The following is a 14,363-nucleotide window of genomic DNA, read 5'->3' as shown; positions in this document are numbered from 1 at the left end:
CCGGGCGGGGCCGCGTCGCCGCCCCCGACCCCCGCGCACCGGCCCCGGAGAAGACCAAACCCCGGTGTCCCCCTCGTCAGGGGGCCTCACCGGGGTTTCGCGTGGGGTCGCGGGGCGCCGCGCGCGGCTCAGCCGCAGGCCTTCTTCAGCGCCTCACCGAGCGCGTCGGCCTCGTCCGCCGACAGTTCGACGACGAGCCGCCCGCCGCCCTCGAGCGGAACGCGCATGACGATGCCCCGCCCCTCCTTGGTGACCTCGAGCGGGCCATCACCCGTCCGCGGCTTCATGGCCGCCATGCTCGTTCCCCTTCCTGAAACCAGCTCATCGCCGCCCGGAGGCATGATCACGACCGGACTCGAACACATTGGTTCACCACCATTATCCCGCATCCGCGGACTCCATGACCAACATCGGTCTGCTTCAGTTCGGCAACTCGCCAGCGCAAACCCACTCAATCCGGGGAGGCCGCCCGGTTGCGGCGGGGCAGCGGCGGACAGTGATCTCCGGCATGCTGTTCGAAACCATCCACCCCACCGGGAGGACCCTCCATGGCCGACACGGTGCTCTACGAGTCCGCCGACTCACTCGCGACGATCACCCTCAACCGCCCCGACGCGATGAACTCGCTCGACACCGCGACGAAGGTCGCCCTGCGCGACGCGGTGGCGCAGGCGGCCGGGGACCCCGCGGTGCGCGCCGTGCTGATCACCGGCGCCGGACGGGCGTTCTGCGTGGGCCAGGACCTGAAGGAGCACGTCGCCGCGCTGGAGGCGGCCCGCACCGACCCGCACGGCCCCAGCGAGGTGTGGACCACCGTCCGCGAGCACTACAACCCGCTGATCACCACGATCGCCACCATGCCCAAGCCGGTCGTCGCGGCCGTGAACGGGGTCGCCGCGGGGGCGGGCGCGTCCCTGGCGTTCGCCTGCGACCTGCGGCTGCTCGCGGACACCGCCTCGTTCAACACCTCCTTCGCGGGCGTGGCGCTCACCGCGGACTCCGGCGCCTCCTGGACGCTGCCCCGCCTGGTGGGGCACGCGCGCGCCACCGAGCTGCTGATGTTCCCGCGGACGGTCCGGGCGGAGGAGGCGCTGGCGCTCGGTCTCGCCAACCGGGTGGTGCCCGCCGACCGCCTCGCCGCCGAGGCCGCCGAGCTGGCCCGCTCCCTGGCCGAGGGGCCCACCGTCGCCTACGCAGCGATCAAGGAGTCGCTCGCCCACGGGGCGTCCCACTCCCTGGTGGAGACCCTGGCGAAGGAGGACGAGTTGCAGACCCGCGCGGGCACCTCCGAGGACCACGGCCGGGCGGTGGAGGCGTTCCTGCGCAAGGAGAAGCCGGTCTACCGCGGGCGCTGAGCCGCCGCGGTGCCGCCCGCCCGCCGGACGTGGCAGTCCGCGAGGTGGTCGTCCACCAGGCCGCACGCCTGCATCAGCGCGTAGGCGGTGGTCGGCCCGACGAACCGGAAGCCGTGGCGCTTGAGCTCCTTGGCCAGCGCCGCGGACTCCGGTGTGGTGGCGGGCACGTCGGCCAGGGTGCGCGGCACCGGCCGCCGCCCCTCGGGCGCGAAGGACCACACCAGCGCGTCCAGGCCGTCCGGCAGTCCCAGCGCCGCCCGGGCGTTGGAGACGGCCGCCTCGATCTTGGCCCGGTTGCGGATGATGCGCGTGTCGGTCAGCAGCGCGGCCACCTCCCGGTCGGTGAAGCGCGCCACCTCGGCCATGGCGAAGCCGCGGAAGGCGGCCCGGAAGCCCTCGCGGCGCCGCAGGATCGTGATCCACGACAGGCCGGACTGGAACGCCTCCAGGCACACCCGCTCGAACAGGGCGTCGTCGCCGTGGACCGGGCGGCCCCACTCGGTGTCGTGGTAGAGCGCGTAGTCGTCGGCGGAGTTCCCCCACGGGCAGCGGGCCAGCCCGTCGGGGCCGGGGGCGGCGCCGGTCATCGCCCTCCCCCGTCCCCGCGGTGGCCGTTCTCCTCGTGACCGGCGGGCGCGGGACGGCCGGCGGGAGCGCCGCCGGGGGCGGGCGGCTGCTGCGCGGCCGGTGCGGGCGCCGCCGCCCCGGCCGCCAGCAGGGCCTCCAGCTCGGCGATCCGCTGGTCCCGCATGGCCAGCTCGGCGGCGACCCGGTCGAGCACGTCGTCCACGTCGGCCATCCGGTAGCCGCGCAGCGCCATCGGCAGCCGCAGGGTGTCCAGGTCCACCCGGTTCACCGGCCGGTCGGGGGGCAGCGGGTACACCGGGCGCTCCGGCTCGGCCTCGGGCAGCCCGCCGCCCGGGCCGAGCACGAGCAGGGCCACGGCGGCGACCACGGCCGCCAGGGCGACGAGCATGAACCAGAACAACGCGCACTCTCCCAACCAGTGACCGGCGCGCCCGGCCCGCGCCGGGCGGGGCGGGCGGGGACTCCCGCCCCGATCGTGCCACGATCTGCTGTGATCCGAGGGCGGGTCCGCGCGCCGGTGGGTGCGGTTCGGTACGGGCGAGGAGGTTTCGTGGCACTGCGGCTGGGACGGCGCGAGTTCGGCGAGCGAGAGCTGGTGATCATGGCGATCGTGAACCGCACGCCCGACTCCTTCTACGACCGGGGCGCCACGTTCGCCGACGACGCCGCGCTGGCCAGGGTGGAGCAGGTGGTGGCCGAGGGCGCCGCCATCGTGGACATCGGCGGGGTGAAGGCGGGCCCGGGGGCCGAGGTGAGCGCGCGGGAGGAGATCGCGCGGACGGCCGGGTTCGTCGCCGAGGTGCGCAGGCGCCACCCGGAGGTGGTGATCAGCGTGGACACCTGGCGGCACGAGGTGGCCGAGGCCGTGTGCGAGGCCGGCGCCGACCTGCTCAACGACGCGTGGGGCGGCGTGGACCCGCGCCTGGCCGAGGTGGCGGCGCGGCACGGGGCGGGCCTGGTGTGCACCCACGCGGGCGGGGCCGAGCCCAGGACCCGGCCGCACCGGGTGGTGTACGAGGACGTGATGGCGGACATCCTGCGGGTCACCGTGGGCCTGGCCGAGCGGGCGGCGGCGCTCGGGGTGCGCCGCGACGGCATCCTCATCGACCCGGGGCACGACTTCGGCAAGAACACCCGGCACTCGCTGGAGGCCACCCGCCGCCTGGCGGAGATGACCGACACCGGCTGGCCGGTGCTGGTGTCCCTGTCGAACAAGGACTTCGTCGGCGAGACCCTGGACCGCCCGGTGAAGGAGCGGCTGCTGGGCACGCTGGCGACGACGGCGGTCTCGGCGTGGCTCGGCGCCCGGGTGTACCGGGTGCACGAGGTCGCCGAGACCCGGCAGGTGCTGGACATGGTCGCCGCCATCCGCGGGGACCGCCCGCCCGCCGTGGCCCGCCGCGGGCTCGCCTAGCCGCGGGCCCGCCCGGCCGCGCGCCGCGCCGTCACCGCTCCTTGCACACCAGCGCGATCGCCTCGTCCACGTCGTCGGTGACGTGCAGCAGGTGCAGGTCGTGCGAGCTGGCCTTGCCCTGGCCGACCACCGAGTCCAGCAGCCAGTCGCGCAGGCCCTGCCAGTAGGCGCTGCCGAACAGCACGATCGGGAAGCGGGTGACCTTGCGGGTCTGCACCAGCGTGAGCGCCTCGAACAGCTCGTCCATGGTGCCGAAGCCGCCGGGCAGGACCACGAACCCCTGGGCGTACTTCACGAACATCGTCTTGCGGACGAAGAAGTAGCGGAAGTTCACGCCGATGTCGACGTACTCGTTGAGGCCCTGCTCGAAGGGCAGCTCGATGCCGAGCCCGACGGAGACGCCGCCCGCCTCGTAGGCGCCCCGGTTGGCCGCCTCCATCGCGCCGGGGCCGCCGCCGGTGATCACGGCGTAGCCGGCCTCGACGAGCCCTCGGCCGATCCGCACGCCGGCCTCGTACTCGGGCGAGTCCCTGGGGGTGCGGGCGGAGCCGAAGACGCTGATCGCCGGCCCGAGCTCGGCGAGGGCGCCGAAGCCCTCCACGAACTCGGACTGGATCCGCATCACCCGCCACGGGTCCTCGTGGACCCAGTCGGAGGGGCCCTGCGTGTCCAGCAGCCGCTGGTCGGTGGTGCTGGTCTCGACCTGGGAGCGCCGCTTGACCACGGGGCCGAGCCGCCGCTCGGGCCATGTGTTGGCGCCGGTCCTGCCCCTGCCTCCCCGGTCCCGTGCGGGGGAGCCGTTCTCCCCCGCCGTTTCCCGTTCCGTCTCCCGTGCCGCCTCTTCGCCCTTGCTCACCCGCTCATCCATGCAATGCAGGGTACGCACCGCCGTACGGCTCAGGCGGTCAACCACTCCCGCAGGCGCTTCTCGGTCTCCAGGACCGACGACACCCGCACGTGTTCGTCCTGCTTGTGCGCGTAGTTGGGGTCGCCGGGACCGAAGTTGACCGCGGGGACGCCCAGCGCGGAGAAGCGGGAGACGTCGGTCCAGCCGTACTTGGCGCGCGCCTGCCCGCCGGTGGCGGCGACGAACGCGGCGGCGGCCGGGTGGGACAGGCCGGGCAGGGCGCCCGGGGCGGCGTCGTCGAGCTCGACCTCGTAGCCGTCGAAGACCTCGCGGACGTGGGCGAACGCCTGCTCGACGCCGCGGTCGGGGGCGAAGCGGTGGTTGACGGTGACGACGCAGGCGTCCGGGATGACGTTCCCGGCCACCCCGCCCTCGATCCGCACGGCGTTCAGCCCCTCGCGGTACTCCAGGCCGTCGATGACCACCCGCCGCGGCCGGTACTCGGCGAGCCTGGCCAGCACGGGCGCCGCGCCGTGGATGGCGTTCTCGCCGGTCCAGGAGCGGGCCGAGTGGGCGCGGCGGCCGGCCGTCCGCACATGCGCGCGCAGCGTGCCCTGGCAGCCGCCCTCGACCTGGGCGTCGGAGGGCTCCAGCAGCACGGCGAAGTCGGCGGCCAGCCAGTCGGGGTGGGCCTCGGCGAGGCGGCCGAGGCCGTTGAGGTGGGCGGCGACCTCCTCGTTGTCGTAGAAGACGAACGTGATGTCGCGGTTGGGCTCGGGGACGGTGGCGGCGATGCGCAACTGCACGGCCACGCCCGACTTCATGTCGCAGGTGCCGCACCCGTACAGCAGCCCGTCCGCCAGGCGGGAGGGCAGGTTGTCCGCGATGGGCACGGTGTCCAGGTGCCCGGCGAGCACCACGCGCTCGGCCCGGCCGAGGCGGGTGCGGGCGACCACGTTGTTCCCGTACCGGTCCACGGCCAGGTGGGGCAGGGGCCGCAGGGCCGTCTCCACGGCGTCGGCGAGCGCCCGCTCCCCGCCGCTGACGGAGGGGATGTCCACCAGGGCGGCGGTGAGGGCCGCGGCGTCGAGGGACAGGTCGAGCACGGGAGCGTCCATGCCCCGCAGACTACCGGCGTCCCGGACGGGGGCCTGACTCGTCCGGGACTTGTTCGAACACGCGGCGGCGGGGGCCAGTACCGTGTGTGCGTGCCCACGTCCCCGCCGCAGTCGTCATCCCACCGGCCGGGGCGCCCCGGCGGAGCACGGCGGTCGCTGCGCACCGCGGCGGCGCTGCTGGCACTGCTCGGAGTCGGCGCCTACCTGCTGGTCCGGCATCTGACCGCGCCCCCGTCCGAGGGCTGCTCCGCGACCGTCGGCGAGCAGCGGGTGGAGGTGTCCGTGGAGCAGGCGGCCAGCGCCGCGACCATCGCCGCCGTCGCCCAGGCCCGCGGGCTGCCCGAGCGCGCGGTGACGATCGCCCTGGCCACGGCCATGCAGGAGTCGCGCCTGGAGAACATCCGGCACGGGGACCGGGACTCGCTCGGCCTGTTCCAGCAGCGGCCCTCGCAGGGCTGGGGCACGCCGGAGCAGATCATGGACCCGGTGTACTCCGCGCACGAGTTCTACGAGGCGCTGGAGAAGGTGCCCGGCTACTCGCGGCTGCCGCTGACCGTGGCCGCGCAGCGGGTGCAGCGCAGCGGCTTCCCGCAGGCGTACGCCAAGCACGAGCCCGAGGCCGCGGTGCTGGCCGCCGCGGTGACCGGCCGGTCGGCGGGCGGGCTGCGGTGCACGCTGACGACGGGCGGCGGCGCCGGGGACGCGGCGCGGGTGGCCGACCGGGTGGGGCGGGCGTTCGCGAAGACGGTGGCGCCGGGGCGGCACGAGGGCCGGGTGCTGCGGTTCGCCCCTCGGGAGGGGGGCGCCGCGGACGGGCGGCGCGGGTGGGCCCTGGCGCACTGGGCGGTGGCCCACGCGAAGGAGCTGAACATCGCGGGCGTGCGGTACGGGGACCGCGAGTGGGCGGTGGAGGAATCCGGCGACGGCTGGCGGCGGAATTCCGGCGGGAACGCGCCGGGCGGCGCGGACAGCGGGGACGGCGCGGGCGGCGTGACGGTGGTCGTCGGCGGTTAGCCCTTGGCGCCGCCGGGGGCCGGGGACGGGGCGCGTGGCCGGCCCGCTCCCACCTGGGATTTCGTCGCGCCGCGCGGTGATGTGGGCCGGTTTCCCCGCGGCGGGGAAACCGGACGGACATCCGGAGGGAATTCCTTCCGGGGATTTTTCTTACGACCAGTTGTATGAACAGAGAAACGCCGCGCATTACCAAATCTTTACTCGATTCGGCCGCAACCTTCTCCGGCGTCGCGCGGTAGTCACGGCGTCCGCCCGGCGGACGCCTCATGACCTCTCTCCGCATCTAGGAGCAACATGTCCCTCCCTCTCACGCGTCGTATCGCCAGGGCCGCCCTGCTCGTCGCCGCGGGTGCTGTTCCGGTGGCCGGCGCGGCGGGCGCCGCCTCGGCGGCGGAGCTGCCGCTCGCCGCCAAGCCGGGCGGGCTCACCCAGCCCGACCTGGTGGACCTCGGCAACAAGCTGGACACCGCCTCGCGGAACAGCACCGAGGCCATCGGCAAGACGGGCTCCCGGGCCATCGGCACCACGGTGCCCGCGGCGGGCAGGACCGTCGGCTCCGTCAGCAAGACCGCCCTGCCGGCCGTCCCCGCGCTCCAGAAGGCCGTGGGCTCCGCGATCGGGCAGACTGCCAAGGGCGTGGGCGAGACCGCGGGCAACGCCGGGAAGCTGGTGGGCGGCACCGCCGAGACGGTCAAGGACGTCCAGGGCGCCGCCCGGGGCACCCAGCCCGAGCAGCCGCAGGCGCAGACGCCGAAGGCGGGCAAGGCAGGGAAGGCGGGCAAGGTCGGCAAGTCCGCCCCCGCGGTGAAGCCCACCACCCGGCAGGCCCCGGCCGACGCCGCCGCCAGCAACAGGGCCGAGGGCCGCGGCGCCGAGGTGCTCGGCACCGAGGGCGACACCCTTCGCCTGGACGCCCTGGCCAAGGGCCTGCCCCTCCAGGGCACCGGCCTGTTCGGCTGAGCCCGGCACACCGTCGCGGACGCGCCGGGGCCCCGGGGAGCGCGGCTCCCCGGGGCCCCGGGCCGTCACCGGACGGTGCTCAGGCGCCCAGCCGCCGCACCGCCTCGTCCACCCGCTCGTCCGTCGCGGTGAACGCCACCCGCACATGGCTCCGCCCCGCCGGGCCGTAGAACTCGCCGGGGGCCACCAGGATGCCGAGCTCGGACAGCTCGGCGACGGTGTCCCAGCACGGCTCGTCCCGCGTGGCCCACAGGTACAGGCTCGCCTCCGAGTGCTCGATCCGGAAGCCGGCGCCCTCGAACGCCTCCCGCAGCGCGGACCTGCGCCGCCGGTAGCGCTCCTTCTGCTCGCCCACGTGCTCGCTGTCGCCGAGCGCGGCGGTCAGCGCGGCCTGCACCGGCGCCGGGACCATCATCCCGGCGTGCTTGCGGACCTCCAGCAGCTCCCGCACCACCGCCGCGTCACCGCTGACGAACCCCGCCCGGTACCCGGCGAGGTTGGACCGCTTGGACAGCGAGTGCACGGCGAGCAGCCCCTCGTGCGAGCCAGCGCACACCGTCGGCTCCAGCACCGAGACGGGCTCCGCCTCCCAGCCCAGCTCCACGTAGCACTCGTCGGAGACCACCAGCACCCCGTGCTCGCGGGCCCAGGCCACGATCCCCCGCAGGTCGTCCGCGCCGATCACCCGGCCGGTGGGGTTGGAGGGGCTGTTCAGCCACAGCAGCCGCAGTCGCGCCGGGTCGAGCTCGCGCGGGTCGTCGTAGGCCACCGCCTCCGCCCGGGCCAGCCGGGCGCCCACCTCGTAGGTCGGGTAGGCCAGCCGCGGGAAGGCGACCCGGTCACCGGGGCCGAGGCCGAGCAGGGTGGGCAGCCAGGCGACGAGCTCCTTGGAGCCGATCGTCGGCAGCACCGCGGCCGGGTCGGCGCCGGTGACGCCCAGACGGGTGCGCAGCCAGTCGGCCGCCGCCTCCCGCAGCGCGGGCGTGCCGTGGGTGAGCGGGTAGCCGGGGCTGTCGGCCGCCTCGGCCAGGGCCCGGCGCACCAGGTCGGGCACCGGGTCGACCGGGGTGCCCACCGAGAGGTCCACGATGCCGCCGCCGTGCCCGGCTGCGGCCGCCTTGTACGGCTCCAGCCGGTCCCAGGGGAACTCGGGGAGCCGTGAGCGCGGCGAGTCGTTCAGGGGGAAGGGGTGGGGCACGGTGCGCTGCTTTCGGGTGGTGCTGCCGCAGTGGAGCGGCCCGCGGGGGTTCGGAGCGCGGCCGTGCCGGCCCCGTCACGGCCCGCGCGAAGTGCGCGGCCGTGCGGGACCGGCACGGCCGGTGACGCTGTCCGCCCGGCGCCGCCCGCGGTGCCGCGAGTGGCGGTACCGCGTGTCCGGCGCCGTTCGTGTCCTGCCGCTCTCCTCAGTCCTGGTCCTGCTCAGTCCTGGTTCTGCGGCGGCAGGGCGGCGACGAAGGGGTGGTCGCGTTCGATCAGGCCGAGCTTCGAGGCGCCGCCCGGCGAGCCGAGCTCGTCGAAGAACTCGACGTTCGCCTTGTAGTAGTCCTTCCACTCCTCCGGGACGTCGTCCTCGTAGAAGATGGCCTCGACCGGGCAGACCGGCTCACAGGCCCCGCAGTCCACGCACTCGTCGGGGTGGATGTACAAAGCCCTGGCGCCCTCGTAGATGCAATCGACGGGGCACTCCTCGATGCACGCCTTGTCCTTGACGTCAACACAAGGCTGCGCGATGACGTAGGTCACGCTGTCGTTCCTCCTCGGTGGGCTCTTATCGCGCGGGAGCGCGGCGTCGTCGATGCCCGCCCCTAGTATCGCGGTTCCACGGCGTCACACGAACAGGAGGGGCACCCATGACGGGTAATTTCGCTCTGGGGGGACGGCTCGAAGTACGGATTACCCCCTCTGACGTGGGCAGACGTGTATCGCTGCGCCGTGTGCTGGAGATCGTCGACGGCCGGCCCGTACTCGGGGACGTCGTCGGAGATCTCACTTCGTGGACAAATGGCGTGCTCGTCGTCACCCGGCGTACGGGCGAGACCGTAAGAGTCTCGGAGCACGCGCTCGTCGCGGGCAAGACCGTTCCCGGTACGCCGGCTCGAGGCCGCGGAGCCTCCAGTACCTCTCCAGCCGAGCTCCAGCTCATCGCGTCGCGCGGCTGGCCCCCGACGGAGACCGAACCCCTGGGGACGTGGCTGCTGCGCGCCGCCGCGGGGTTCACCAGGCGGGCCAACTCCGCGCTCGCGGCCGGCGACCCCGGGCTGCCGCTGGACGAGGCGCTGGCGCGGGTCGTGGACTGGTACACCGCGCGCGGGCTGCCCCCGTACCTCCAGGTGCCCACCGGGCCCGGCCTGGCGGACGACCTCGCCGCGCGGGGCTGGACGGCCGAGGCGGACACGCTGGTGATGACGGCGCCGATGCCGCCGGTGGCCGCGGCGGGCGGGCCCGTGGAGCGGGTGGAGCTCGCGCGGGAGCCCGGCGAGGAGTGGCGGGCGCGGTACCGCAGGACCGGGGAGAGCGCGGACGCGGTGCTGCTCGGCGGGCCCTCGGTGTGGTTCGCCGCCGTGCCGGACGAGGAGCCGGGGCGGCCCCCGGCGGCGATCGGGCGGCTGGTGGTGGACGGGCGGTGGGCCGGGTTCGCCGCGGTGGAGGTCGCGCCGGGGCACCGGCGGCGGGGGCTGGCCCGCGCGGTGATGGCGGCGCTGGCCCGGCAGGCGTACCGGGAGGGCGCGGGCACCGCCTACCTCCAGGTGGAGGCGGACAACGCGGCGGCCCTGGCCCTGTACGGCAGCCTGGGGTTCACGGTGCACCACGGGTACCAGTACCGGCGGTTCGGGGGGTGAGGGGCGGATTGGGGTGAAGGGGGGCGTGGGGGTGCGCGGGGCGGGGTGGGCTGCTCTCAGGGGGTCGGGACGGGGACGTCCCCCGCAAGGGAGGAGGGAGCCCTGCTCTCAAGAGGAGCAGCGAGCTCCGCGGCCGTGGCTCTGCTCGCAAGACGTGAGGCCCGACTCCCACGGCGCGGTACGTTCACGGCGCCTACCGTTCCAACGCGTGGGGCTCTCCATTCGAGGTGGAACGTTCACCCCACGCGGGCACCACAGCTCGCACCCTGAACCCCCGCCCCTTCTCCCCCGGGCCGGTCTCCAGGCGGCCGCCCGAGAGGATGAGGCGTTCCGCCAGGCCGGTCAGGCCGTTGCCCGGGGGGTGGGCGCGGTCGAGTCGGGGGCCGCGGCCGTCGTCGGTGATCTCCAGGTACACCAGGCGCGCCTGCGCCTCCCGCAGCTCGCCGAAGGTGATGTCGCAGCGCCGGGCCCTGCTGTGCCGCACCACGTTGGTCACCGCCTCCCGCAGCGCCCACGCCAGCGCGCTCTCCTCCTCCGGCCCGAGCCCGGTCCGCCCCTCCGTGAGCACCGGGTCGATGCGCGCCTCGATCTGCGCCGTGCGCAGCGCCGTGCGCGCCCCCGCGATCTCGGTGGCGAGGGTCGGCCGCCGGAACCCGCTCACCGCCGCCCGCACGTCCACCAGCGCCTGCCTGCTGACCCGTTCGATGTCGGTGACCTGCTTGGCGGCGTCCTCCGGCCGCTCCGGCAGCAGCCGCCTGGCCAGCTCGCTCTTGAGGGTGACCAGCGACAGCGACTGGCCGAGCAGGTCGTGCAGGTCGCGGGCGAGCCGCATCCGCTCCCGGCTGGCGGCCAGGTGCGCGATCGCCTCCCGGGCCTCGCGCAGCTCCCGCACCGTCTGCATCATCAACTGCACGCCGATCATGGTGGCGCCGCCGAGCGCCGCGGGGAACGACAGCACGAGCACGATCTCCCGGTCCGCGTCCGTGGCCAGCCCCGTACCGGCCATCGTCAGCGTGACCAGCGGCACCGCCGCCATCGCCCAGCGCATCGGCAGCAGCGCCCCGCAGCTCACCGCCACGTACACGAAGAGCACCAGGCCGGCGTCGCCCAGCAGCACCGTCAGCGCGGCGGACAGCGCGAACACCAACCCGAGCGCCACCCACTGCCGAGGGCGGCAGCGCACGCCGGGGCGGGCCGAGAGCACCAGCGTCAGATAGGCGGCGACGAACACCGCGAGGCCCGCCCAGCCCAGGGCCCGCTCACCCGGCGGATGATGGCGGAACGCCAGGCCGTGGACCGCGATGCCCAAGTAGGGCAGGTAGACCAGGGTCCAGCACAATCTGACGAGCCACAGCCTCCGCTCTCCTCGCCGCGCGGGGCCGAGCGGTGGGGGCACCACCGGTTCGGCCTCGCGGACCTCCTCGTGCCCGCCCCGTCCCCGTTCCACTCGCCAACCCCTCCGCGCGTCCCCCGAGCACCCGGGTCAACTCGCCTGCCGTTGACATCAGGTGTGCCGTCAGAACCATCATGTATCCCCGTGCCGGTCGCGCCCCCGCCTCCTGCCCGTCGCCGGCTGCCGCGCGCCGCCGGATGACGGGCATTCGGCCAATCCGCCGCGGCCGCACGGAGCGGTCGGCACATGCCACCGGGCTGAGCACGGCGAACGAACGCCCGTTCCCGCGACCGCGAGTCGAACTCGATCCATGCTGGTGGCAAGCTGTGCCCGGCCTCGACCTCCGCACGAGTTATGGCCGAAAAACGACCACCGCGCAAGGCCGTTCGAAATATCAACCTCGGCCGGGCGATGCCATCTTTGGCCGAATCGCGCACGGCCCCGGAGCACCTGAGGGCTCCGGGGCCGTGCCGCGGCTGCGCGCTTCGTGGGAGGCGCCGCTGGACGGTGCGCCTACTGCACCACTTCCATGCTGCCGACCCGGGCGGCCGGGTCGGTCTCCTTCAGCAGCGGGAGCATGGTGGCCGCCACGTCCCGGGGGGTGATCGGCCCGACGCTGCCGCCGTGGTCCACCTGGAGGCCGTCGAACGAGCTGCCGTACCAGCGCTCCAGCACCTCGAGGTCGAAGTGCGGCTGGAGCTTCCCGTCGCCCCCGGCCCGCATGGTCAGGATCTCGCTGAGCGAGCCCGTGGGGCTGAAGGTGACCTCGATGCCCCCGGCCTGGACCACCACGGGCCCCGACATCGCGGGCTCGCCGAACTCCTCGATCGCCCGGTCGATCTCGGCCTGGGTGACCTTCGGCTCCTGGCGGGTGCGCTCCAGGGTGACCACCCGGTCCTGGCCGGTCGCGGCCCGGTCCAGGTACGCCTGCCGCACCTGCTGCACCGCCCGGTCCACGTCCAGCGCGAGACCGGTCTTGCCGGGCACGCCGACGGGCTCCCCGGCCACGAACTTCACCATGCCCTCGCGGCCGTCGCTGCCCTCGGCGGCGGCCAGGGTCTCCAGGGAGGCGCGCAGCTTCTCCTCGTCGATGAGGAACTCCGCCTCCGCGGTGCGCTCGGTGCCGAACAGGGAGCCCACCACCGACACCGGGTTGTAGTCGCGGTGCGCGACCTTGCGCACGGTGGACTCGGTGTCGATGCCCAGGCCCGCGACCCGCGGCTGGAGCCGGGTCTTCTCCTCGCCGATCTGGAGCGTCAGCGGCGCGGTGACGCGCTTGCCCAGGCCGGCGTCCAGCGCGTCCACCGCGTCCTGCTTGCTCTTGCCGCCGATGTCCACGCCGAGCACGGTGGTGTTCTTCGGCACCTGGGCGTGGTCCATGACCAGGCCGACGCCGTAGACCGCGGCGGCGGCGGCCACCAGGCCGCCGGCGAGCAGCACCAGCTTGGAGCGGCCGCGCGGCTTGGGGGCCGCGTCGTCCCGGAAGTCGTAGTCCTCCTCCTTGCCGCCGCCCCCGGACTGCTGGGGGACGCGCGGGCCCGGCGGCGGGACCGCGGGGATCCCGTTGACCAGCGTGTCGCTCTTGCCCTCCACGCCCAGGGGCCGGTAGCCGGCGGGCTGTCCCGGCGGGGCGGTGGTCAGCGGCTGCTGGTCGGTGCCGCGGCGCGGCGGCAGCGGCAGCGCGTCGCCGCTCGCGGGACCCGCCGTCGGCCCCGAGGGCCGGGGCCCGCCGCCCGCGGGCGTGTCGGCGCCGGGCGCGGGCGGCACCACGGGCCCGCCGGCCGGGGGCCGGTAGCTGGGGAACGCCTGGGACTCGCTGTCGTCCCGCCCGCCGTGCTCGGGGGAGGCGCCGGTGGGGAACGGTCCCGCGCCGCCGCCGGGCGCCGGCGCGGTGAAGCCGCCGGGGTCGTGGCCCGGGCCGCCGGTGCCCCCGGCGAGCCCGCCGATGTCGTGGCTGCCGGTGTCGTGGCCGCCGTCGTAGCCGCCGGTCTGGTAGCCGCCCAGGTCGTGGCTGCCCGTGTCATGGCTGCCGATGTCATGGCTGCCGGTGTCGTAGCCGTCGTCGTAGCCGCCGGGGTCGTGGTTCCCGGTCCCGGAGCCGTCCGCGTAGGGGACGGTGGGCAGGGCGGCCGTCCGCTCGGCGGTCTGCTGGGACGCCTGGCGCGGGAAGGGGGACGCCTGCCCCTCCTGCCCCGCGGCGCCGGCGCCCGGCGGCGGGGGGTACGCGGCGGCGGTCTGCGCCTGCTGCGGCACCCGGTGCTGCCCGGTCGTCTCGCCCGCGCCCTCCCGGCCCGCGCGCGGCGGCTTGCGGGGCGCGAACCAGTCGCTGGTGGCCTTGCCCGCCGTGGTCGGGCGGCTGGGCTCGGCCGGCGCCTGCTCACCGGCGGCCGCGGGAGGCTCCCACGCCGGGGTGGGCGCGCCGCCGGACGCGGTGTCCTCGGCGGCCGCGGCCTCCTCGCCCGCGGCCTCGCTCACCGGCTTGCGGACGACCACGGGGGGGATCGGCCGGGAGCCGGGGATGTTGATGCGGACCCGGGTGGTCAGCGTGGTCTCGGTTCTGGGCTCCTCCGGAGCGGAGTCCTCAGCGGCGGGCGGAGCGGCCGGGGTGCTCGGGGTGCCGTAGGGCGGCGTCCCCGACGGGTACGAGGCACCGCCGCCCCGCCCGTCCTGAGGGTATGGCGCACTGTCAGTTTCACGACTCAATGCAGGTTCTCCCGGTTCGCTTCTCCGCCCTGTCGGCAAACATCGGGCGGCTCGCCGGTCGCAGCCCGGCGTCCTCGCGGGCGTTCGCGGGGCGGATGCGGTGCGCCGCGGGGCGGCGCGCCCGGCCGGGT

General features: G+C 75.2%; 13 protein-coding genes and 1 pseudogene. 5 read left to right on the top strand and 9 right to left on the bottom strand.

The features are described 5' to 3' along the window. Positions 1–128: 128 nt before the first annotated feature. Positions 129–296 carry a DUF3117 domain-containing protein gene (locus tag ACYVO2_RS12020; RefSeq protein ID WP_018381788.1) on the bottom strand — a complete coding sequence of 56 codons (168 nt, stop codon included), beginning with the start codon at positions 294–296 and terminating at the stop codon, positions 129–131. 252 nt (positions 297–548) lie between these two features. Here ACYVO2_RS12020 and ACYVO2_RS12015 point away from each other — a divergent pair, with 252 nt between their 5' ends. Then, the gene (locus tag ACYVO2_RS12015; RefSeq protein ID WP_461007689.1) at positions 549–1,355 is read left to right on the top strand and encodes an enoyl-CoA hydratase-related protein; all 807 of its coding nucleotides are present in this window, start codon (positions 549–551) and stop codon (positions 1,353–1,355) included. Here ACYVO2_RS12015 and ACYVO2_RS12010 read toward each other — a convergent pair. Together ACYVO2_RS12010 and ACYVO2_RS12005 are read right to left on the bottom strand one after the other, a co-directional pair. Further along, positions 1,340–1,942 (bottom strand): DNA-3-methyladenine glycosylase I, encoded by a 603-nt coding sequence (locus tag ACYVO2_RS12010; protein ID WP_461007688.1) that lies wholly within the window; start codon positions 1,940–1,942, stop codon positions 1,340–1,342. The two genes, ACYVO2_RS12015 and ACYVO2_RS12010, sit on opposite strands and share 16 nt — an antisense overlap. Next, positions 1,939–2,343, bottom strand: coding sequence for a DivIVA domain-containing protein (locus tag ACYVO2_RS12005; RefSeq protein WP_461007687.1), 405 nt, complete (start codon positions 2,341–2,343; stop codon positions 1,939–1,941). The genes ACYVO2_RS12010 and ACYVO2_RS12005 overlap by 4 nt, the downstream gene beginning before the upstream one ends. Positions 2,344–2,544: 201 nt before the next feature. Between ACYVO2_RS12005 and folP the strand changes: the two genes are divergently transcribed. Further along, positions 2,545–3,357: a dihydropteroate synthase gene (gene folP, locus ACYVO2_RS12000; protein WP_461007735.1), complete on the top strand. Its 813-nt coding sequence runs from the start codon at positions 2,545–2,547 to the stop codon at positions 3,355–3,357. A 31-nt stretch (positions 3,358–3,388) separates the two neighbouring features. Here folP and ACYVO2_RS11995 read toward each other — a convergent pair whose 3' ends face one another. After that, positions 3,389–4,225 carry an LOG family protein gene (locus ACYVO2_RS11995; protein WP_461007686.1) on the bottom strand — a complete coding sequence of 279 codons (837 nt, stop codon included), beginning with the start codon at positions 4,223–4,225 and terminating at the stop codon, positions 3,389–3,391. Positions 4,226–4,254: 29 nt separating this feature from the next. Next, on the bottom strand, positions 4,255–5,322 hold the full coding sequence (gene dapE / locus ACYVO2_RS11990; protein WP_461007685.1) for a succinyl-diaminopimelate desuccinylase: 1,068 nt from the start codon (positions 5,320–5,322) through the stop codon (positions 4,255–4,257). 90 nt (positions 5,323–5,412) lie between these two features. On the opposite strand from dapE, the gene ACYVO2_RS11985 reads away from it, so the two are divergent. Beyond that, complete coding sequence (locus ACYVO2_RS11985) at positions 5,413–6,336, top strand: hypothetical protein (RefSeq protein ID WP_461007684.1); 924 nt, start codon at positions 5,413–5,415, stop codon at positions 6,334–6,336. A gap of 294 nt (positions 6,337–6,630) precedes the next feature. Next, positions 6,631–7,023, top strand: a pseudogene (locus ACYVO2_RS11980) (ATP-binding protein); the annotation flags it as partial. Positions 7,024–7,375: 352 nt separating this feature from the next. Here the strand turns inward: ACYVO2_RS11980 and dapC are convergent. Together dapC and fdxA are read right to left on the bottom strand one after the other, a co-directional pair. Further along, entirely contained in the window at positions 7,376–8,494 is a 1,119-nt protein-coding gene (dapC, locus tag ACYVO2_RS11975) for a succinyldiaminopimelate transaminase (protein WP_461007683.1), read from the bottom strand. 221 nt (positions 8,495–8,715) lie between these two features. After that, positions 8,716–9,039, bottom strand: coding sequence for a ferredoxin (gene fdxA / locus ACYVO2_RS11970; RefSeq protein ID WP_461007682.1), 324 nt, complete (start codon positions 9,037–9,039; stop codon positions 8,716–8,718). A gap of 107 nt (positions 9,040–9,146) precedes the next feature. Between fdxA and ACYVO2_RS11965 the strand changes: the two genes are divergently transcribed. After that, positions 9,147–10,136 carry a GNAT family N-acetyltransferase gene (locus ACYVO2_RS11965; RefSeq protein WP_461007681.1) on the top strand — a complete coding sequence of 330 codons (990 nt, stop codon included), beginning with the start codon at positions 9,147–9,149 and terminating at the stop codon, positions 10,134–10,136. A gap of 193 nt (positions 10,137–10,329) precedes the next feature. Here the strand turns inward: ACYVO2_RS11965 and ACYVO2_RS11960 are convergent, their stop codons facing one another. Next, positions 10,330–11,475: a sensor histidine kinase gene (locus tag ACYVO2_RS11960; RefSeq protein WP_461007680.1), complete on the bottom strand. Its 1,146-nt coding sequence runs from the start codon at positions 11,473–11,475 to the stop codon at positions 10,330–10,332. 567 nt (positions 11,476–12,042) lie between these two features. After that, positions 12,043–14,022 (bottom strand): peptidoglycan binding domain-containing protein, encoded by a 1,980-nt coding sequence (locus ACYVO2_RS11955; protein WP_461007679.1) that lies wholly within the window; start codon positions 14,020–14,022, stop codon positions 12,043–12,045. Positions 14,023–14,363 lie beyond the last annotated feature (341 nt).

The organism is Streptomyces capparidis, assembly GCF_054782095.1.
This window is presented reverse-complemented; position numbering and strand designations above follow the sequence as displayed.

Coding starts and splice junctions, on each gene's coding strand:
- ACYVO2_RS12020 (WP_018381788.1), bottom strand. CDS start 296: ATGGCGGCCATGAAGCCGCGGACGGGTGATGGCCCGCTCGAGGTCACC.
- ACYVO2_RS12015 (WP_461007689.1), top strand. CDS start 549: ATGGCCGACACGGTGCTCTACGAGTCCGCCGACTCACTCGCGACGATC.
- ACYVO2_RS12010 (WP_461007688.1), bottom strand. CDS start 1,942: ATGACCGGCGCCGCCCCCGGCCCCGACGGGCTGGCCCGCTGCCCGTGG.
- folP (WP_461007735.1), top strand. CDS start 2,545: ATGGCGATCGTGAACCGCACGCCCGACTCCTTCTACGACCGGGGCGCC.
- ACYVO2_RS11995 (WP_461007686.1), bottom strand. CDS start 4,225: ATGGATGAGCGGGTGAGCAAGGGCGAAGAGGCGGCACGGGAGACGGAA.
- dapE (WP_461007685.1), bottom strand. CDS start 5,322: ATGGACGCTCCCGTGCTCGACCTGTCCCTCGACGCCGCGGCCCTCACC.
- ACYVO2_RS11965 (WP_461007681.1), top strand. CDS start 9,147: ATGACGGGTAATTTCGCTCTGGGGGGACGGCTCGAAGTACGGATTACC.